This window comes from Micromonospora sp. M61 (assembly GCF_018070245.1).
Classification (GTDB): Bacteria; Actinomycetota; Actinomycetes; order Mycobacteriales; family Micromonosporaceae; genus Micromonospora; species Micromonospora zamorensis.
In genome coordinates this window covers 1-19409 of record NZ_JAGPYA010000030.1, presented here as the reverse complement: position 1 = coordinate 19409, position 19409 = coordinate 1, and the positions used below count along the sequence as shown (strand labels likewise).

The following is a 19409-nucleotide window of genomic DNA, read 5'->3' as shown; positions in this document are numbered from 1 at the left end:
ATCCCCTGGCGCGCGATTCGCGTCGCGCGCCACGACCCCCGACTAGGGGACGCCACCCCTGAAACAACACTGATGTAATTTGCATGTCTCGCGGTCAGGCTACCGCAGCGTGGGACGCATTCCGAGCAACGCGCTGCCGACGCGGACATGTGTCGCGCCGTATCGGATCGCGATGTCGAAATCTCCGCTCATTCCCGCGGACAGCTCGGTCGCTCCCGGATGGACCGTCCGAAACACGCCGGCAACCTCCGCGAGTTGAGCGAAGGCCCGGTCCGGCTCCCAACCCAGCGGAGCCACCGCCATGAGACCGACCAGACGCAGCCCGGGCGCGTCGGCCACCGCCTCGGCCACTGGTTCCAGCCCGGCGCCCGGGTCGGCCGAACCAGGCAGTGCGCCACCCCGGGCCGCGTCGCCGTCGATGCTCACCTGGACCATGACGTCCAGCGGCACCTCCCGGTCGGCGGCGGCGTTGGCCAACGCCCGGGCCAGCCGGACACTGTCGACGGACTGCACCACGTCGGCGTACCGGACCACCGAGCGGGCCTTGTTGCGCTGGAGTTGGCCGATGAAGTGCCAGCGGGGGCGCACCCCGGCCGCGGCCACCTCGGCGGCCTTACCGGCTGCCTCCTGGTCGCGGTTCTCCCCCAGGTCGGTGACCCCGAGCCCGGCCAGCGCCAACACGTCGCTGGCCGGGTAGGTCTTCGTCACCGCGATCATCGTGACGTCGGCGCGGTCCCGGCCGGCCTGCACGCAGGCGTCGGCGATCCGGGACCTGACCTGAGCCAGACCGGCCGCGATCTCGGCGTGCCGGTCCGGCCCTACCGTGGCTGAGCTGTCGGTCATCGGCGGTGCTCAGGACCCGTTCTTGAGGAAATCGGGAACGTCCACGTCGTCGAAGAGCACTCGGCGCGGCGACTGGGCCGGAGCCGGGTTGGTCGCCGGTGCCGGCACCGGGGTGCTCTGCGCCGCCGGCTGGTTGGTGTTGGTCTTACGGGTCGGCTCGGCCGCCTTGTACGCGGGTGTGCCGCCGTCGAAGCCCGCCGCGATGACCGTCACCCGCACCTCGTCACCGAGCGCGTCGTCGATGACCGCGCCGAAGATGATGTTGGCGTCCGGGTGGGCGGCGTCGGTGACCAGCTGGGCCGCGTCGTTGATCTCGAACAGGCCCAGGTCGGAACCGCCAGCGATGGAGAGCAGCACGCCGCGCGCGCCGTCCATGCTCTGCTCCAGCAGCGGGCTGGAGATGGCCGCCTCGGCCGCCTCGACGGCGCGGTTCTCACCGCGGGCGCTGCCGATGCCCATCAACGCGCTGCCGGCGCCGCTCATCACGCTCTTGACGTCGGCGAAGTCCAGGTTGATCAGACCCGGGGTCGTGATTAGGTCGGTGATGCCCTGCACACCGGAGAGCAGCACCTGGTCGGCCGTGCGGAAGGCGTCCATCATGCTGATGTTGCGGTCACCCAGGGCCAGCAGCCGGTCGTTCGGGATCACGATCAGCGTGTCGCACTGGTTGCGGAGTTCGTCTATTCCGGTTTCGGCCTGCACCTGACGGCGCTTGCCCTCGAAGGAGAACGGCCGCGTCACCACGCCGATGGTCAGCGCACCGAGCTTGCGGGCGATGTTGGCCACCACGGGCGCGCCACCGGTGCCGGTGCCGCCGCCCTCACCGCAGGTCACGAAGACCATGTCGGCGCCCTTGAGCACCTCCTCGATCTCGTCGCGGTGGTCCTCGGCGGCGTTCTTGCCGACGTCCGGGTTGGCGCCGGCCCCCAGTCCACGGGTCAGCTCCCGGCCGACGTCGAGCTTGACGTCGGCGTCACTCATCAGCAGCGCCTGGGCATCGGTGTTGATCGCGATGAACTCGACGCCCTTGAGCCCAACCTCGATCATCCGGTTGACGGCGTTGACGCCGCCTCCCCCGATGCCGACGACCTTGATGACCGCCAGGTAGTTGTGCGGAGGTGTCATCTCCGGTCCTTTCCTTCGAGATTGGCTTCGGCCGACCGGGTACGGCGTGGCCAGACCAGCGGCCGACGACAGCTGTCACCAGCGAGAGTCAGGAGTGAACCCTCACCCTCTACTAGAGGCTTACAGTTATGTCAACCACTGAACCTCTTCGGGGCAACGTAAGCGCCACCACGCGATGAGCCAAGGACCCGCCCGGCGTGTCGCCGGCCGGAGCGCGACAGGTCACGCCTTGACGCGCTCGCCGGGTCAGCGGAAGGTCACCACGTCCGGGGCACTCACGTCGATCCGATCGGTGTCCTCGTCGAGCAGCGCGGTGGCCACCCGGGCCTTGTCCGCGCCCCGGGTCGCGTCGCCCCAGACCACCGTCCGGTCTCCGCGCAGCCGCAGGGTGATCCGGGCCAACCCCTCCACGCTCACGTCCACCACCTCGGCGCGCAACTCCGGGGTCAGGGCGACGAGCACCTCCAGCCCGGCCCGCGTGCCCGGGTCGTCGGCGGCCGGTCGGGCCACCGTCACCTGCGGCATCCCGGCGGGGCGTTGGTCCACCGTCCGGAACGCCACCCCACTGCGGTCGATCAGGGCGTACGCCTCCCCCTGCGGCACCGCTGCCACCGGAGTCCGCTCGGTCACCCGCACCACCAGCGTGCCGGGCCAGTCGCGGGACACGGTGGCCCGCTCCACCGGCGCCAGCGCGCCGACCCGGCGGGCGGCGGCCGCCAGGTCCACCCGGGCCAGCGGCACCCCGTCCGGTACGGCGACCGCGTCGTGCACCTGCACCGGGGTGACCAGGTCGGCCCCCTCCACGCGCACCTCCCGCACACCGAACAGCCCGGTGCCCAGCACCGTCCAGGCGACCAGCCCGGCCAGCGCGAGCACCCCGGCGGCCACCGCCCAGGGCAGCGCCGCGCGCATGCGACGCTGCCGGGCACGGGCCATGAACCGGCGGGTCGAGGGCGGTACCGCGTCGCGGCTCGCCCGGACCAGCTGCCAACGCCGCGCCGGACCGCGACGCGGGGCGCCGCCGTCGGCGGCGCGGGTCCGCCCTCGGGCCGGGCCGGGACTCATCCGGCCGTGGGCGCCGTGCCGCCGGGCGCGACGGCGCCACCGAGGGCCGCTCCGTCGCCCCCGGCCGTGGCGCCACCCGGCACCGGATCACCGATCACCGGGGCGGTGGCCACCGGGTCGACGGTCGCGGTCGGCGCGGAGCCGTTCGCACGCGCCCCCAGGGCGGCGAGCAGCTCGTCACCCATCAGCGAGATCGGCGGGGCGCCCATGGTCACCACGACGTCCCCCGGGCGGGCCCTGCGGGCCACCTCGACCGGCGCCGCCTCCCACGAGTCGACAAAGACCTTGCGGTCGGCGGGCAGCCCCACCGCCGCGATCAGCGCCGCCGAGCCCTCGCCGGGCTGGCGCAGCTCGCCCGGCCCGAAGACCTCCAACAGCACCACCTCGTCGGCGATGGCCAGCGCCTCGGCGATCTCCGCCTGGTTGTCGCGGGTGCGGTACAGCCGGTACGGCTGGAAGACGACGATCAACCGCCCGTCGCCGGCCACCTCGCGCAGCGTCTGCATGGCGAGGGTCATCGAGGTCGGGTGGTAGGCGTACTCGTCGTAGACCAGCACGCCGTCCGCGACGCCCTTGCGCTCGAAGCGCCGCCGCACTCCGGGGAAGACCGCCAGCGCGGCCTCGGCCGCCTCCAGCGGCAGTTTCAGCAGGTACGCGGCCAGCACCGCGGAGGCGCTGTTCAGCCCCATGTGCCGCCCCGGCACCGGCAACCGGAACTCGCCGAGTGACCGGCCGTCGATCGCGGCCAGATAGCGCACACCACGCGCCGAGGAGACGATCTCGGTCAGCCGCAGGTCGGCGTCGGCCGCCTCGCCGTAGGTGAACACCTGCCGGCCCTCGGCGCGCAGGCTCTCGGCCAGCCGCCGACCGCCCGGGTCGTCGGCGCAGGTGATGATGAACCCGTCCGGGTCGGTGAGGCGGGCGAACTCCACGAACGCCGCCTCCAGCGTCGCGTAGTCGCCGTAGGTGTTGAGGTGGTCCGCCTCGACGTTCGTGATGATCGAGACGTACGGGCGGTAGATGAGGAACGAGCGGTCGCTCTCGTCCGCCTCGACCACGAAGTGCTCGCCGGTGCCGTGGTGGGCGCCCGAGCCGACCTCGGAGATCTCGCCGCCGATCACGAAGGACGGGTCCACACCGGCCTGCTGGAGCACCATCGTCACCATCGAGGTGGTGGTGGTCTTGCCGTGCGTGCCGGCGACCGCCACCGCCCGGCGGCCGGTCATCGCCGCGGCGAGGGCCTCCGACCGGTGCAGCACCCGCAGCCCGCGCCGACGCGCCTCGACCAGCTCCAGGTGGTCGGAGGGAATGGCCGACGAGTAGACGACGGTGTCCACGCCGTCAAGGTTGGTCGCCTCGTGGCTGAGGTAGATGGTGCCGCCGAGCGCCCGCAGGCCCGCCAGCGACGGCCACTCACGCAGGTCGCTGCCGGAGACCCGGATGCCCCGGGTGAGCAGCAGCCGGGCCACGCCGAGCATGCCCACCCCGCCCACCCCGATCAGGTGGACGGCGCCCAGGTCCTCCGCGGTGAGCGTGCCGGCCGGGGTGAACTGCGCGGTCATCGGGCCACCGCCTGGATGACGAAGGAGCGCAGGGCCTCGTCGCCGTCGCGTCGGCCGTACGCCCCTGCCGCCGCGCCCATCGCGTACAACCGCTGCGGGTCGCGGATCAGGGGGATGACGGTGCGCTCCAGCCAGGCCGGGGTGAGTTCCGCGTCGTCGACCAGGAGCCCGCCGCCGGCCTCCACCACGGGCAGCGCGTTGCGCCGCTGCTCCTGGTTGCTGTGCGGGTACGGCACGTAGATCGTCGGCAGCCCGATCGCGGCAACCTCGGCGACGGTCATCGCCCCGCCCCGGGCCAGCATCAGGTCGGCGGCGGCGTAGCCCAGCTCCATCTCGGACAGGTACGGAAGCGTCACGTATGGCACCGGCAGGTCGGTGGGGATCGGCACCGGCTCGTTGCGGGCGCCCATCACGTGCAGCACCTGCACGCCGTTGCGGGCCAGCTCCTTGGCCGCCCCGGAGACCGCCAGGTTGATCGACCGGGCGCCGGACGAGCCGCCGGAGACGAAAAGCACCGGCAGGTCCGGGCGGAGCCCGAAGTGGGCGCGGGCGGCGTCGCGAAGCGCGTACCGGTCCAGTGCGGCGATGGTGCGGCGCAGCGGCACCCCGACCACTGTGGCGTCGCGCAGCGACTCGGCCTGGCTCGGCTGGTGCGGGAAGCCGACGGCGACGTTCTTGGTGAACTTCATGCCCAGCTTGTTGGCCACACCCGGTGGCACGTTCACCTCGTGGATCACCATGGGCATCTCGCGACGCCAGGCGGCCAGGTAGGCCGGCACCGAGACGTACCCGCCGAAGCCGACGACCACGTCGGCCTGTACCTCGTCGATCACCTTGCCCGCGGCGCGCGCCGCGGTCCACATCCGGCCCGGGGTACGGACCAGGTTCATGTTGACCGACCGGGGCAGTTGGTACGCCGGGATCTGCCGCAGGTCGTAGCCCTGCGGCGGGATCAGGTCGTTCTCCATGCCGCGTGGTGTGCCGAGGCAGGTGATCCGGACGCCCGGGTCGTGTCGGCGCAGGCAGTCGGCGAAGGCGAGCAGCGGGTAGACGTGCCCCCCGGTGCCACCTCCCGCGAGCACCACCGAACGCAGCGGACCCATCAGCGTCTCCTTTCGCTCGCCGTACCCCCGCGGTTGCGGTCCTGGCGGACCCCGCGCGGCGCGGCCTGGTCGTCATGGCGCCGCTCGCGGGACCGGGGTATGGACCCTCGGCCAGCGGGCGGCGTCGCCGGTCGGCGACGCCGGCCGGGAAGCGGCGGCAACGGGGCCCAGAGTAGTCGGACCCACCGGGCCGGCGGACGGGCATGCAGTGCTCGGGCCGCATCGGGTTCGGCGCGGGCGAAGGACGCCAGCATGCCGATGCCCGCCAACGTCACCACCAGGGCACTTCCGCCGTCGGAGATGAACGGCAGCGGCAGACCGGTGATCGGCAGCAGCCCGACCACCCCACCGATGTTGATCACGGCCTGGCTGACCAGCCAGGTGGTCACGGCGGTGGCGGCGAGCCGGCGGAACGGGTCGTCGACCCGGCGGGCGATTCGGAACCCGGTGTACGCGAGGACCGCGAACAGGCTCAGCACCACGACGCACCCGATCACGCCCAACTCCTCGGCGATGATCGCGAAGATGAAGTCGTTGTGCGCCTCGGGCAGCCAGTCCCACTTCAGGCTGCCCTTACCCAGCCCGACACCGAACCAGCCGCCGTGCTCGATGGCCAGCCGACCCTGGTAGAACTGGAGACAGCCGTCGAGCTTGCAGGTCTCCGGGTCCGGCGGGTTGAAGAACATGGCCAGCCGGGCGAAGCGGTAATTGTCCTCGCCCCGCTCGCCGGAGCCGGCGCCCAGCGATGCCACCGCGACGAGCAGGCCCACGCCGAGCAGGCCGACCACGGTCAGCGCGCCGAAGACCCGCATGCGGACGCCGGCGGCCCAGAGCAGACCCACCACCAGGGCCAGCAGGCAGAGCATCGTGCCCGTGTCGTTGTAGCCGACCAGGACGAAGAGCAGGCCCATCACCGGGAAGAGCGGGGTGGCCAGCTCGCGCCACCAGCCCAGCGCGGCGCCCTTGCGGGCGATCAGGTGCGCACCCCACAACACCAGCGCGAACTTGGCCAGCTCGGAGGGCTGCACCTGGATCCCGCCGACGAAGAGCCAGTTCAGTCGCGCCTCGATCGGCCCGAACCCGGCCGACTTCTGCTTGGTGAGCCGGGCGTAGGCGACCAGCAGGTTGAGCACCAGCAGCAGCCCGATCGAGGTGAACAGCAGCGGTCGGCCCAGCGAGCGGTACGTGCTGGCGGGCAGCCGCTGGCAGACCCAGAACGCCCCGATGCCGATCACCGCGAAGATCGCTTGCTTGGTCACCGAGGCCGAGGCGTTGCCGTCCTCGGCGTAGTCCTTCACGCTGGTCGCCGAGAAGACCATGGTCAGCCCGATCAGCAGCAGCAGGCCGGCGCTGGACAGCAGCAGGTAGTAGGAGGCCAGCGGTCGCGCCAGCAGACCGCGCAGCGCGGCGAGCCCACCGGCCCCGTCCAACCCGCGCAGTGGCACGGGTGGTGGCGGGTCCGCTGCCCGCGGTGCCGCACCCGGTTCCGGGCCGCGCGCGTCGTCGGGCGGCGCGCCCGCCGCAGCGGTACGCGTCGCGCCCGGTGACCGTCGCGGCCGACCGGCTGTCCTGTCGTCGGTGCCTGAGTCCTCCCCCACCCCGACATCATCACCGCTGGACGCGCCGGGCACGCCCACAACGACGCACCGGGCGTGTCGAACTCCCGCGCCGGCCTTGAAAGCACCAACCGCCCGGACGGAACCCGCGCGGGGCGGGCCGTCCGGGCGGCCTGGGAGTGCGGGGATCGCGAGGGCCGATCAGGTCATGTTGGCGAGGAACTCGCTGTAGAACAGGCCCAGGGCGATGGCCACGCCGATGCCCGCGATGATCCAGAAGCGCACCACGATGTTGACCTCACTCCAGCCGGCCAACTCGAAGTGGTGCTGCAGGGGCGACATCCGGAACACCCGTTTACCGGTGGTCTTGAAGGAGATGATCTGGATCACCACGGACATCGTGATGATCACGAAGAGCCCACCGATGATCGGCAGCAGCAGAATGGTGCGGGTGGACATCGCCATGCCGGCGATCAGACCGCCCAGCCCCAGCGCCCCGGTGTCGCCCATGAAGATCCGTGCCGGGGACGTGTTCCACCAGAGGAAGCCCACACAGGCCCCGGCTGCCGCCCCGGCTATCAGCGCGATCTCCAACGGGTCGCGGACCTCGTAGCAGTACGGCTGGGTGTAGTTCGGGTCCGCGCACCAGTGCCGGTACTGCCAGAACGCGATCAACGCGTACGCGGCGAGCACCATCACCGAGGCGCCGGTGGCCAGACCGTCGAGGCCGTCGGTGAGGTTGACGCCGTTCGTCGCGCCCATCACCACGAAGATGAAGATGATCACCGCGCCGACCTTGCTGACCTCCAGGGCATCGATGTCCCGGATGAAGCTCAGCGTGGTGCTGCCCACCGTCTCGGTGTTGGTCGCCAGGCCCGATCCGTCGGTCATCGTGCTCGGGAACCACAGCGCGATCACCCCGAAGACCGCGCCGACCAGGATCTGGCCGAGCAGCTTGCCGCGCTTGTTCAGCCCGGCGCTGTTGCGCTTGCGCACCTTGAGGAAGTCGTCGAGGAAACCCACAGCACCGGAGAAGACCATCAGCCCCAGCAGCACCAACGCCGTGATGGTCGGCTCCACCTGGGCGATCTGCTGGTCCGGCAGGCTGGTCAGGGCCAGGTGCCCGGCCACGTACGCGATCACCGTGGCCAGGATGAAGACCACGCCGCCCATCGTGGGCGTGCCCTTCTTGCCCTGGTGCATGGCCGGGCCGTCGGACCGGATCGGCTGACCGGCCTTGAGCCGGGTGAACAACTTGATCGCGATCGGGGTGCCGAACAGCGAGACGAGGAAGGCGACCCCGACGGCGACGATGACGGCCCTCATCGGGTCGGCTCCCCACCGGCGTCGGCGCGCAGGGCGTCGGCCACCTCCCAGGTCCGGTACCGGGAACCCTTGACCAGGACGACATCACCCGGTCGTAGCTCGCTCCGCAGCACCTCGACGGCCGCCGCCTGATCGGTGAGCAGCACCGACTCTCCTCCCCAGTTCGCTACCGCTGTCGCGCCTTCGTGGATCGGCGCTGCCGGCTCGCCCACCACGAGCAGCCGGTCGACGCCCAGCTCGGCCACGAGTTGGCCGACCTCGGCGTGGCCGTCGCGCTCGAACGGGCCCAGCTCGGCCATGTAACCGAGCACCGCGACGGTACGCCGCCCCTGGCCGATACTGGCCAGCGCCCGTACCGCCACCGCCATCGAGGCCGGGTTGGCGTTGTACGAGTCGTCGATGACGGTCACCCCGTCGGGGCGGTCGAAGACGTCCATCCGACGGGTCGAGACCAGCCCCAGCTCGCCGAGGGCCGTGGCCAGCTCGGCCAGCGGCATGCCCAGCTCCCGGGCGACCGCCGCCGCGGCGAGCGTGTTGCCGACCTGGTGACGGCCGGTCAGCCCGAGCCGCACCGACGCGCGGCCCTCCGGGGTGACCAACGTGTACGACGGGTGCCCCCGCTCGTCCAGCGTGACGTCCTCGGCGCGCACGTCGGCGTCCGGCGCCTCGCCGTAGCGGACCACCCGGGCGCCGGTGCGACCCGCCATCGCGTCCACCCGCGGGTCGTCGGCGTTCAGCACCGCCAGCCCGTCCGCCGGCAGAGCCTCGACCAGCTCTCCCTTGGCCTGGGCGATGGCGTCCTGCGAGCCGAACTCGCCGATGTGCGACGTGCCGACGTTGAGCACCACGGAGATCCGGGGCGGCACCAGCTCACACAGGTACCGCACGTGCCCGATCCCCCGCGCGCCCTTCTCCATCACCAGGTAGCGGGTGTCCGGCCCGGCCTGCAACGCGGTGTACGGGTGACCCAGCTCGTTGTTGAACGAACCGGGCGGCGCCACGGTGGCCCCGAGCCGGGCGGTGAGCTGACCGATCAGGTCCTTCGTGGTGGTCTTGCCGGACGAGCCGGTCACCCCGATCACGGTCAGCTCCGGCAGCCGGTCCACCGCGGCACGGGCCAGCCGGCCCATCGCGGTCAGGGCGTCGTCCACCAGCACCATCGGCACCCCGGGCACCGCACGGCTGCCGAGCACCGCCACCGCGCCGGCCTGGATCGCCGTCGCCGCGTAGTCGTGCCCGTCGACCTTCTCACCGGGGAAGGCCACGAAGAGCGAACCGGGCCCCACCTTGCGGGAGTCGAACTCCACCGAACCGGTCACTGTGGCAGCGGGATCGGCGGCCTCCAGCCGGCCGTCGACCGCCGCGGCCACCTCGGCCAGGCTCAGCGCGATCACCGCTGGACCGCCAGGTCCCCGAAGCGGGCCCGCAGCGCGTCGGCCAGCTCGATGCTGTCGTCGAACGGAAACACCTCGCCCGCCACCTCCTGGCCGCGCTCGTGCCCCTTGCCGAGCAGCGCGATCACGTCGCCCGGCTCGGACAGCCGAACCGCCTCGTCGATCGCGGCGCGGCGGCCGGCCACCTCGATGATCCGGGCGGCCGTTCCGGCCCGGTACGCGCCCGCGAGCACCTCGGCGCGGATCTCCGCCGGGTCCTCGGTACGCGGGTTGTCGTCGGTCACCAGCACCAGGTCGGCTCCCTCCGCCGCAGCCGCGCCCATCACCGGCCGCTTGCCCCGGTCCCGGTCACCACCGGCGCCGATCACACAGATCAGCCGTCCGGCGCTCAACTCGCGCAGCGCGGCCAGCGCCGCCACGATCGCGTCCGACTTGTGCGCGTAGTCGACAACGCCGCGCACCGGCGCGGCGACGTCGACCAGCTCCAGCCGGCCCGGCACACCACCGCAGGCGGCCACCCCGGCCGCAGCGGTCGTCGGGTCCACCCCGGCACCGACCAGCGCGGCGATGGCCAGCAGCGCGTTCGCCACGTTGTGCCGGCCAGGCAGTGCCACCCCGGCGTCCAGGACCACGCCGTCCGGGCCGTGCGCGGTAAACCGCTGCGCGTACCCCTCGCCGCCCACGCCGTCGGCCCACCAGCTCGCGCCCTGGTCGCCGGCCGCCGAGTAGGTGACGGTGGCCGGCTTGTACAGCGGCTTCAGGGCCGGGTCGTCGTGGTTGAGCACCTCGACCGCGCACCGCCCGTCGAAGAGCTGGGCCTTGGCGGCGAAATAGTCGTCGCTGTCGGCGTGGAAGTCCAGGTGGTCGGAGCCGAAGTTGGTGTAGCCGCCGACGGCGAACCGGACGCCGCCCACCCGGCCCATGGCCAGTGCGTGGCTGGAGACCTCCATGACCACCGAGGTGACCCCCCGCTCGCGGGCGGTGGCCAGCATGGCGTGCAGGTCGGTCGCCTCCGGAGTGGTGCGCACACTGTCGATCACCAGGTCACCGAGCCGCGTCTCGACCGTGCCGATCAACCCGGTGGTGTGGCCGGCCGCCCGCAGCCCCGACTCGATCAGGTACGCGGTGGAGGTCTTCCCGGCGGTGCCGGTCACCCCGATCACTGTGAGACCGGCGGTCGGGTCGCCGTACACGGCCGAGGCCAGCTCGCCGAGCACGGCGCGCGGGTCGGGCACCACCAGGACGGGCAGCCCGCTGCCCGCGGCCAGCTCCGCACCCGCCGGGTCGGTCAGCAGTGCCACGGCACCCGCCTCGGCGGCGCCGGCGGCGAACTCCGCGCCGTGCCGGCGAGCGCCGGGCAACGCCGCGTACAGGTCGCCGGGATGGACCTCCTGGCTGGCGTGGGTGGCCCCGGTGACGACCACCTCGGCGGCGTCCGCCGGAAGGTCGACGGCGAGTCGGACGGCGAGATCGCCGAGCCGGACTCCGGTCACGGTACGTGGACGTGGATTGCCGGGCACGGCGTCAGACCCTACCCCGTCGTCCGGTTCCGGCCGCACAGCCGCCCCGGTGGTTCGTCGGCACTCACCGATGATGTCCCGCCATTGCTGCTCAGCGCGGATAGACCACGAACTTGGGTGCGGAACCACCGGTTGACGGTGGTACACGGTAGTGACGCAGCGTGAACTGCATCATGTCGCGGAACGCCGGGCCGGCGATCGCCGCGCCCCCACCACCGGGCGCGTACGCGAAGACCGCGATCACGTACCGGGGGTTCTCGGCGGGGGCCATGCCGATGAAGGAGGACACCTCGCCGGGCTGCTTCTTGCCGTCCACCAGTCGCCACCCGGTGCCGGTCTTGCCGGCGACCCGGTAACCGGGGACGGCGGCGGCCAGGCCGGTGGCGCGGTCGACGGTGGTGACCGCCTCCAGCATGGTGCGCAGGGCCGCCGCGTTCTGCGGGCTGAGCACCGACCGGGTCACCGGTGCCGGCGCGGGGGTGCGCTTGCCGTCCGGGCCGATCACCTCCTTGACCAGGTGCGGCTGCACGTACGTGCCGTTGTTGGCGATGGCGGCGTACGCGGCGGCCATCTGCAACGGCGTGGCGTCGACGCTGTGCCCGATCGGCACCGACCCCTCCGACGAGTCGCTCCACTCGTCGGCCGGCAGCAGACGTCCGCTGGCCTCCCCCGGCATTCCCTCGCCGGTGGGCTTACCCAGCCCGAACCGCTTCTGGTAGTCGATCAACCGGTCCTTGCCGAGCTGGTCGGCGATCGTGATGGTGCCGACGTTCGACGAGTAGGCGAGCATCCCCGGCACGCTCATCTTCTTGCCGTCGGCGGGATGGGTGTCGGAGAACCAGGTGTCGCCCTTCTTGATGCTGTTCGCGATAGGCAGCGCCGTGTCCGGCGTGATCACACCCTCCTGCAACGCCGCGCCGAAGGTGATCGCCTTGTGGATCGAGCCGGGGTCGACGACGAAGCTGGTCGCCGCGTCCTCCCGGGCGACCGGGTCGCTCGGGAACGGCTTCGCCGCGCTGTAGGTGGGATTGCTGGCCTGGGCCAGCACCGCGCCGGAGGGGATCTCGATGATCACGGCCACGCCGGTGCCGCCGCGCTGCTGGGCCATGCCCGCGCTGAGGATCTGCTGCGTGCGGAACTGCAGGTCACGGTCGATGGTGAGGGTCAGTGAGCTGCCCGGCTTGGCGGGAGTGGTCTGGCTGTAGCCGCCCGGGATCGGCGCCGCGAGGTCACCGAGGCCGGCCTCGTACACCCGCTTGCCGTCCTGCCCGGCGAGCACGTCGTCGTAGCGGGCCTCCAACCCCTCCAGGCCGGCCATGTCCTGACTGGTGAAGCCGATCAGGTTGGCCGCCAGGTCACCGCCGGGCACGTCACGGCTCTCGTCGCGGTGCACACCGATGCCGGGAAGCTCCAGCGCCTGCACCCGCTTGGCGGTCGGGATCTCCACACCCCGGGCCAGGTAGGCGAACGTGGACAACTTGCCGTTCTCCAGCCTGCGGGGCTTCATAAGCTCGACCAGCTTCGACGCCGGGATGCCGAGCAGCGGGGAGAGCGCCTTCGCGGTGGCGGGCGGGTCCTTCACCTCGGTCGGGTCGGCGAAGACATAGCGGGCCTCGACACTGCGGGCCAGGGGCGCGCCGGTGCTGTCGTAGATCGCGCCCCGCGGCGCCGGCAGCTCGACAGTGCGCAGGCGGTCGGCGATGCCGCCCCCGGCGTACGCCGGAGCGTCGACCGCCTGAAGGAAGATCAGCCGGATCCCGATGACGGCGAACAGCGTCAGGGCGAGCACGGTGCCCAGCCGCAGGCGCAGTCGCGACTCGGCCAGCTTCGGCGGGCGCGGTGGCTTGCGGGACGGTCGGCGGGCCGCCGGTCGGTCGGTGCGCCGCGGCGCGCGTGGCGTGGTCCGGCGCCGTGGCGGCGGCTCGTCGACGCCCGGGGCACGCGGGGTGCGCGGCGAGACGGTGCGCACGACGCCGCCGCGCCCAGCGGCCGGAGCGTCGCGCCGGCCGGCCCGGGCGGCGGCCCGGCCGCCGTCGAGCACCTGCAACGCCGGCCGGAACGGGTCGCCGGACCGGGTGCTGCGCGGCGTACGCCTCTGCTCGGCGCCCTGACCGCGCACCGGCGTGCCGCGCTCCTCGCGCACGGTTCGACCCCTCGGGGTGTACGCGCGAGCCCCGGAGATGCCCCCGATGCCTGATTCGCCTGTGCGGGACTCCCCGTCGACGGGACCGGCGTCACGCGAAGAACCGCGCCGGGCCCCCGTGGGGTCCCGGCGCGGCTCGTCCGACCTTGGTGGCACTGGTCAGCCTCCCGCACCCTGGCTGGTCACCGACGGCTTGCCGGTCGCCGGCTGCGGCACGCCGATGGTCTTGCCGTCCGGCAGCCGGATGTAACCCGGCTCGCCGGCGTCCACCAGACCCAGCCGCCGCGCCTCGGCGGTCAGGTTGCCCGGCGCCTCGGCCTCGGCGATCTGCTTGTCCAGTTGCTGCTTCTCCAGGTCCAGTCGAGCCTGCTGCTGCTGCAACCGCTCCAACCGGAACGCGTTCTCATTGATCTTGGTGTTGACCGCCAGGATGCCCAGCACCCCGCCGACCACCAGCAGCACGATCAGCGCCGCGAACGGAGCGCGCGGCACCGACACCGGCGGTGGCGGCGCCACCCGCAGCCGAGGCGGGCGGGCGACGGTGGCGCTGGCGGCCTTCTCGACCGGTCGCAGCGCGGCGGTGCCCTGAGTCGGGAACTCGCGCGCCCCCCGGGCGCGAGTCTCCCCCTGCCGATTCGTTCGATCGATGCGTGGCGTACCGTTTCCGAGGCGCGGAGCCCGCTCCGCCGCGGTCCGGCCCCCCGACCGCGGTGCGCGCTGCTCGCCGCCGGTGACGTCCCGGCGGCCGCGCTTGTCAATGTTCATGTCCCTCCCCCTCAACGTCCGTCCCTCTGCCGTCCCGGTGCCCCTGACCCCCCACGGATCAGGCGGACCCCGTGCCCGGTTGGTGCATTCCCTTCACCCGTCGGCGAGACCGTTCGCGGTCGGTCCGCCCAAGCTCTGTCGCGTTCGGGTCGAGTCGCTCCGCGGCCCGCAGCCGCACCGAGGCGGCGCGCGGGTTGGCGGCGACCTCCGCCTCCCCGGGCAGTTCGGCGCCCCGGCTGAGCAGCCGGAACGTCGGACCGGACCCGGGAAGTTCGACCGGGAGGTCGACCGGGCCCGTGTTGCGGACCCGGTCCGCGAGCGCCGCCTTGGTGAGCCTGTCCTCCAGCGAGTGGTAGGACAGGACCACCATGCGACCGCCCACGGTCAGTGCGTCGAGCGCGGATGGCAACGCTGTCTCCAGCGCTGCCAACTCTTTGTTTACCTCGATCCGTAAAGCCTGAAACGTTCTCTTTGCCGGGTGTCCGCCCGTTCGTCGGGCCGCCGCCGGGATGGAGTCCCGGACCAGCTCCGCAAGCAGCGCGGACGAGGTGATCCGGGCGCGTTCCCGCTCCCGGATGATCGCCGAGGCGATCCGGCCGGCGAACTTCTCCTCGCCGTAGACCCGCAGCACCCGGGCCAGGTCCGGATGCCCGTAGGTGTTGACCACCTCCTCGGCGGTCACCCCCCGGGTCTGGTCCATCCGCATGTCCAGTGGCGCGTCCTGGGCGTACGCGAACCCGCGGTCGGGCGCGTCCAACTGCAACGACGAGACACCCAGGTCGAACAGGATCCCGTCGATGCCCGGATAGCCCAGCCGGTCGAGCACGTCCGGAAGCTCGTCGTAGACGGCGTGCTCCAGGTGCACCCGATCGGCGAACCGGGCCAGTCGGACCCGCGCGTGGGCGAGCGCCTCGGTGTCCCGGTCGAGCCCGATCAGGACCGTCTCCGGGTGCGCCTCCAGCACCGCCTCCGCGTGCCCGGCCAGGCCGAGCGTCGCGTCGACGTAGATCGTCCGGCCGCCTCGACCCAGCGCGGGGGCCAGCAGCTCGAGACACCGCTCGAGCAGCACCGGCACGTGCGTGCCGCGCAACTCCCCCATGATGACCCCCACTGGTTGAAACGTCCGTTCTCTTCGTGCGCCTGTCGTCGGACGGCGCTGCCGTCGTACCGCCAGATCCCCATCCGCTCCCGCCGGACACCGGACCGTCGCCCGATGACTGGATCGTGCGCCTGGCACCGGGGAAGGGGTGCCAGGAACTCGAAAGCGGCTGGAGATCTCGCAGTACGTCGGGCGCCGTTCCGCCCTACAGACCGCCTGGCAGCACCCCCTCCTCGATGTCGGCGAAGTCGTCTTCGCTCTCGGCGAGGTAGGTCTCCCAGGCGACCTTGTCCCAGATCTCCACCCGCGTGCTCGCGCCGATGACCACCAACTCGCGGTCGAGCGCGGCATACTCCCGCAGATGGGCTGGAATGGTCACCCGACCCTGCTTGTCGGGAACCTCGTCGTGCGCGCTCGCGAAGAAGACCCGGCTGTAGGCCCGGGCCGCCTTGTGCGTCATCGGCTGCGCGCGCAACTGCTCCGCGATCCGCTGGAACTCAGGAGTCGGGAAGACGTAGAGGCAACGATCCTGCCCTTTGGTGACCACGACACCCCCCGCCAGCTCATCCCGGAACTTGGCCGGAAGGATCAACCGGCCCTTTTCGTCCAGGCGCGGAGTGTGGGTGCCGAGGAACATCGGCCCAACCCCCTCGCCCTTGAGCGGCGTTCGCGGCGCCGCTGACCCCCCGGGCCGGTGAGCCCTCCCGGCCTCACCATTGGTCCCCACTCTACTCCACTTCCCTCCACCCGCAACCAGATTCGCCCGCGTGGCGCGCCCGATCCCCGCCTAAAACAGCACGTCACAAGGGGTGGAGCGGAGTGGAGGGCCGGGACCGCCCTCCGGCGTGGTCCGCTTTCCGACATAGATCGACTCCGTCCGGCGGAGGTCCACCCGGCCGCCCGCGCAGCCACCACGGCCGAACGGTTCACCGTCGGCGGCGATCTGGCGGGGCGGGCGGTCCGGTAACCTCGCTCGCGTGACCGACGCGAAAATGCCCCTACGGGCCAAGGTGGCCAGCTCCGTGTCACGGACCGCCGCAGCGCTCTCCCGGGCGGCCGGCCGCGGCGACGGTTCGGTGATCGGCGGTTGGATCGGCCTGAAGATCGACCCGGACCTGCTGGCCCACCTGTCGGCCGGGCGTGCGATCGCGCTCGTCTCCGGCACCAACGGCAAGACCACCACCACCCGGCTGACCTCGGCCGCGGTCGGCGTGCTCGGCCGGGTCGCCACCAACTCGTTCGGCGCCAACATGCCCAGTGGGCACACCTCGGCGCTGGCCAAGGCCGGCAGCACCCCGTACGCGGTGCTGGAGGTGGACGAGCACTACCTCGCCCAGGTGCTGGAGGCGACCGAGCCGCACGTGGTCGCGCTGCTCAACCTCTCCCGCGACCAGCTCGACCGCGCCAAGGAGGTCGCCATGATGGCGCAGCTCTGGCGCGCGGCCCTGGTCCGGCACACCAACGTGCGGGTCGTGGCCAACGCCGACGACCCGCTGGTGGTGTGGGCCGCCACCCCGCCGGGCGACCCCGCCCGGGGCATCAACCCGCCGCACGTGACCTGGTTCAGTGCCGGCCAGCGCTGGCACGACGACTCCTGGGTCTGCCCGGAGTGCGGCTCCACCATCCAGCGCTCCGGTGACCAGTGGTGGTGCACCGGCTGCCCGCTGCGCCGACCGGAGCCGAACTGGGTCGTCGAGGACGAGGGGGTGCTCGACCCCACCGGGGCCTGGCACAAGGTCTCGCTCCAGCTACCCGGCAAGGTCAATCTCGGCAACGCCGCGACCGCGCTGGCCGTGGCCGCCGAGTTCGGCGTCCGTCCGGTCGACGCGGTGTCCCGCCTCGGCATCGTCACCTCGGTGGCCGGCCGTTACGCGCAGGTCGACAAGGACGGGCGCAACATCCGGCTGCTGCTGGCCAAGAACCCGGCCAGTTGGCTGGAGGCCTTCGACATGGCCGACGACGCACCGACCCTGCTCTCCATCAACGCGCGCGACCCCGACGGTCTGGACACCTCCTGGCTCTACGACGTCGACTTCGCCCCGCTCCGTGGCCGGCAGGTGTTGATCACCGGCGACCGGGCATACGACCTGGCAGTCCGTCTGGACGTCAACGACGTGCCGTTCCAGCACGTCCGCACGTTCGACGACGCGATCCGGTCGGTCCCGCCCGGGCGGCTGGAGGTCATCGCGAACTACACCGCGTTCCAGGACATCCGAGCGGAGTTGGACCGTGTCATCTGAGAGCCTGCGCATCGTCTGGATCTACCCCGACCTGCTGTCCACCTACGGCGACCGGGGCAACGCCCTGATCCTCGCCCGCCGGGCCCGCCAACGCGGCATGCCCGTCGAGGTGTTGGAGGTCCGTTCCGACCAGCAGCTGCCCGCGACCGCCGACATCTACCTGGTCGGCGGCGGCGAGGACGGCCCACAGGCGCTGGGCGCGCAGCGCCTGCTCGCCGACGGCGGTCTGCACCGGGCGGTCGCCCAGGGTTCGGTGGTGTTCGGTGTCTGCGCCGGCTACCAGCTGCTCGGCACCTCGTTCTTCGCCAAGGGCGTGCAGTGCCGCGGCCTGGAGCTGCTCGACCTCCAGTCCGACCGGGGCCCGAGCCGGGCCGTGGGCGAGCTGGCCGGTGAGATCGACCCCCGGCTGGGCCTGCCACCGCTGACCGGTTTCGAGAACCACGGCGGCCGCACCCACCTCGGCCCGGAGGTCTCCCCGCTGGCCCGGGTCACCGCCGGGGTGGGCAACGACGGTGCCACCGAGGGCGCGTGGCGCGGCAAGCTGCTGGGCACCTATTCGCACGGCCCGGCGCTGGCCCGCAACCCCGCCCTGGCCGATCTGCTGCTGCGCTGGGCCACCGGGGCACACCAGCTTCCTCCGCTGGACGACACCTGGCCCGACCGGCTCCGCAACGAGCGCCGCTCCGCGGTGGCCGCCGCCCGGCAATGATCCGAGCCGTCCGTCGGCTGCTCCGGCAACCGTCGGCCGCCCGGTTCGCCCTGCTCGTGCTGCTGATCGGCGGGTGCGGGCTGCTGCTGCTCCTGGTGCCCCGTCCGGATCCGGAGCAGTTGCCGCTGCTGGCCGACCGGCTGGGCGACCTCGCCCCGGTCGCGGCGATCCTCGGCGGCGCTCTGCTGCTGGTCGCGCTGGTCCCCCGTACCTTCATCACGCTCGCCGCGGGCGCGATCTTCGGCCCCCTGGAGGGCGCCGCGTACGCCCTGGGCGCCGCGTTGGTGGCCGCGGCGATCGGGTTCTCTGTCGGCCGGCTGCTCGGCCGGGAGTTCGTGGCCGAACGGGTCCGTGGTCGCCTGGCCCGCCTCGATGGCTGGTTCGCCCGGCAGAGCGTGTTCGGTGTGGTCACCGTGCGGCTGCTGCCCATCGCCGGCTTCGGGCTGGTCAGCTACGGCTACGGCACGACCGGCGCGCGGGTGCTGCCGTTTTTGGCCGGCAGCGTGATCGCCTCCGCGCCGACCGCCGTCGGCTACGCGGCGATCGGCTCGGCGGTCAGCTCGCCCGGCCACATCAACTGGTATGCCGCCGCACCGGCCAGCCTCGGCCTGATCGCCAGCGTGGTGCTCATCCACCAGTGGTGGCGTGCCGAGCGCCGACGCCGCCGCACCATGCCGGTCTGACCCGCGGCGGAAGGGCCGAGCGGACCTTGGCCGCCTGCGGACGCCGATGACAAGATCCTGTCGGTTCGGCGGTGGTAACGGCCGGACGACGATCCCGCCGGCAGGGCATCGGGCAGCGCCAGCGCGATCTAGCGTCTGCGGCCATGAAGGGCGGGCTCAACTGGTGGTTGCAACACCTAGGAGCTGGGTCATCTTCTCACCTGGGGTGGCCCAGCCCAGGGTCATGCGGGGGCGGTCGTTGAGTTCGTCGGCGACGTGGTCGAGGCCGGCCTGGTC

The 19409-nt window shown here is 72.4% G+C and carries 15 protein-coding genes and 1 pseudogene; 3 read left to right on the top strand and 13 right to left on the bottom strand.

The annotated features are described in order from the left end of the window. Positions 1-99 precede the first annotated feature (99 nt). The 13 genes and pseudogenes from KBX34_RS18545 to mraZ form a co-directional block, all read right to left on the bottom strand. Positions 100-843 carry a YggS family pyridoxal phosphate-dependent enzyme gene (locus KBX34_RS18545; protein WP_210926027.1) on the bottom strand — a complete coding sequence of 248 codons (744 nt, stop codon included), beginning with the start codon at positions 841-843 and terminating at the stop codon, positions 100-102. A 9-nt stretch (positions 844-852) separates the two neighbouring features. Continuing rightward, on the bottom strand, positions 853-1968 hold the full coding sequence (gene ftsZ, locus KBX34_RS18540; RefSeq protein ID WP_088949375.1) for a cell division protein FtsZ: 1116 nt from the start codon (positions 1966-1968) through the stop codon (positions 853-855). 246 nt (positions 1969-2214) lie between these two features. After that, positions 2215-3033, bottom strand: coding sequence for a cell division protein FtsQ/DivIB (locus KBX34_RS18535; RefSeq protein WP_210926025.1), 819 nt, complete (start codon positions 3031-3033; stop codon positions 2215-2217). Beyond that, positions 3030-4595 carry a UDP-N-acetylmuramate--L-alanine ligase gene (gene murC / locus KBX34_RS18530; protein WP_210926022.1) on the bottom strand — a complete coding sequence of 522 codons (1566 nt, stop codon included), beginning with the start codon at positions 4593-4595 and terminating at the stop codon, positions 3030-3032. The genes KBX34_RS18535 and murC overlap by 4 nt, the downstream gene beginning before the upstream one ends. After that, on the bottom strand, positions 4592-5698 hold the full coding sequence (gene murG / locus KBX34_RS18525; protein WP_099856017.1) for an undecaprenyldiphospho-muramoylpentapeptide beta-N-acetylglucosaminyltransferase: 1107 nt from the start codon (positions 5696-5698) through the stop codon (positions 4592-4594). Before murG ends, murC begins: the two co-directional genes overlap by 4 nt. Further along, positions 5698-7128: an FtsW/RodA/SpoVE family cell cycle protein gene (locus tag KBX34_RS18520; protein WP_374223699.1), complete on the bottom strand. Its 1431-nt coding sequence runs from the start codon at positions 7126-7128 to the stop codon at positions 5698-5700. The genes murG and KBX34_RS18520 overlap by 1 nt, the downstream gene beginning before the upstream one ends. Positions 7129-7455: 327 nt before the next feature. Continuing rightward, positions 7456-8580 carry a phospho-N-acetylmuramoyl-pentapeptide-transferase gene (gene mraY, locus KBX34_RS18515; RefSeq protein WP_088949380.1) on the bottom strand — a complete coding sequence of 375 codons (1125 nt, stop codon included), beginning with the start codon at positions 8578-8580 and terminating at the stop codon, positions 7456-7458. After that, positions 8577-9974: a UDP-N-acetylmuramoyl-tripeptide--D-alanyl-D-alanine ligase gene (murF, locus tag KBX34_RS18510; RefSeq protein WP_210793877.1), complete on the bottom strand. Its 1398-nt coding sequence runs from the start codon at positions 9972-9974 to the stop codon at positions 8577-8579. The genes mraY and murF overlap by 4 nt, the downstream gene beginning before the upstream one ends. Next, complete coding sequence (locus KBX34_RS18505; RefSeq protein WP_210926020.1) at positions 9971-11533, bottom strand: UDP-N-acetylmuramoyl-L-alanyl-D-glutamate--2,6-diaminopimelate ligase; 1563 nt, start codon at positions 11531-11533, stop codon at positions 9971-9973. The genes murF and KBX34_RS18505 overlap by 4 nt, the downstream gene beginning before the upstream one ends. 52 nt (positions 11534-11585) lie before the next feature. Continuing rightward, positions 11586-13793 (bottom strand): penicillin-binding protein 2, encoded by a 2208-nt coding sequence (locus KBX34_RS18500; RefSeq protein ID WP_210926018.1) that lies wholly within the window; start codon positions 13791-13793, stop codon positions 11586-11588. Positions 13794-13796: 3 nt separating this feature from the next. Then, complete coding sequence (locus KBX34_RS18495; protein WP_141910533.1) at positions 13797-14402, bottom strand: hypothetical protein; 606 nt, start codon at positions 14400-14402, stop codon at positions 13797-13799. Next, positions 14392-15501, bottom strand: a pseudogene (gene rsmH / locus KBX34_RS18490) (16S rRNA (cytosine(1402)-N(4))-methyltransferase RsmH). The gene KBX34_RS18495 and the pseudogene rsmH overlap by 11 nt, the downstream one beginning before the upstream one ends. Positions 15502-15706: 205 nt before the next feature. Then, positions 15707-16138, bottom strand: coding sequence for a division/cell wall cluster transcriptional repressor MraZ (gene mraZ, locus KBX34_RS18485; RefSeq protein WP_088949385.1), 432 nt, complete (start codon positions 16136-16138; stop codon positions 15707-15709). A 355-nt stretch (positions 16139-16493) separates the two neighbouring features. Between mraZ and KBX34_RS18480 the strand changes: the two genes are divergently transcribed. The 3 genes from KBX34_RS18480 to KBX34_RS18470 are packed head-to-tail and all read left to right on the top strand — an operon-like array spanning position 16494 to position 19133. Next, positions 16494-17741 (top strand): MurT ligase domain-containing protein, encoded by a 1248-nt coding sequence (locus tag KBX34_RS18480; RefSeq protein WP_088949386.1) that lies wholly within the window; start codon positions 16494-16496, stop codon positions 17739-17741. Then, complete coding sequence (locus KBX34_RS18475) at positions 17731-18450, top strand: type 1 glutamine amidotransferase (RefSeq protein WP_088949387.1); 720 nt, start codon at positions 17731-17733, stop codon at positions 18448-18450. The genes KBX34_RS18480 and KBX34_RS18475 overlap by 11 nt, the downstream gene beginning before the upstream one ends. Further along, on the top strand, positions 18447-19133 hold the full coding sequence (locus KBX34_RS18470; protein ID WP_210926016.1) for a TVP38/TMEM64 family protein: 687 nt from the start codon (positions 18447-18449) through the stop codon (positions 19131-19133). Before KBX34_RS18475 ends, KBX34_RS18470 begins: the two co-directional genes overlap by 4 nt. Positions 19134-19409: the final 276 nt, after the last annotated feature.

What these genes read in the sequence shown, in the direction of transcription:
- KBX34_RS18545 (WP_210926027.1), bottom strand. Translation starts at nt 843, where the DNA reads ATGACCGACAGCTCAGCCACGGTAGGGCCGGACCGGCACGCCGAGATC.
- ftsZ (WP_088949375.1), bottom strand. Translation starts at nt 1,968, where the DNA reads ATGACACCTCCGCACAACTACCTGGCGGTCATCAAGGTCGTCGGCATC.
- KBX34_RS18535 (WP_210926025.1), bottom strand. Translation starts at nt 3,033, where the DNA reads ATGAGTCCCGGCCCGGCCCGAGGGCGGACCCGCGCCGCCGACGGCGGC.
- murC (WP_210926022.1), bottom strand. Translation starts at nt 4,595, where the DNA reads ATGACCGCGCAGTTCACCCCGGCCGGCACGCTCACCGCGGAGGACCTG.
- murG (WP_099856017.1), bottom strand. Translation starts at nt 5,698, where the DNA reads ATGGGTCCGCTGCGTTCGGTGGTGCTCGCGGGAGGTGGCACCGGGGGG.
- mraY (WP_088949380.1), bottom strand. Translation starts at nt 8,580, where the DNA reads ATGAGGGCCGTCATCGTCGCCGTCGGGGTCGCCTTCCTCGTCTCGCTG.
- KBX34_RS18495 (WP_141910533.1), bottom strand. Translation starts at nt 14,402, where the DNA reads ATGAACATTGACAAGCGCGGCCGCCGGGACGTCACCGGCGGCGAGCAG.
- mraZ (WP_088949385.1), bottom strand. Translation starts at nt 16,138, where the DNA reads ATGTTCCTCGGCACCCACACTCCGCGCCTGGACGAAAAGGGCCGGTTG.
- KBX34_RS18480 (WP_088949386.1), top strand. Translation starts at nt 16,494, where the DNA reads ATGCCCCTACGGGCCAAGGTGGCCAGCTCCGTGTCACGGACCGCCGCA.
- KBX34_RS18470 (WP_210926016.1), top strand. Translation starts at nt 18,447, where the DNA reads ATGATCCGAGCCGTCCGTCGGCTGCTCCGGCAACCGTCGGCCGCCCGG.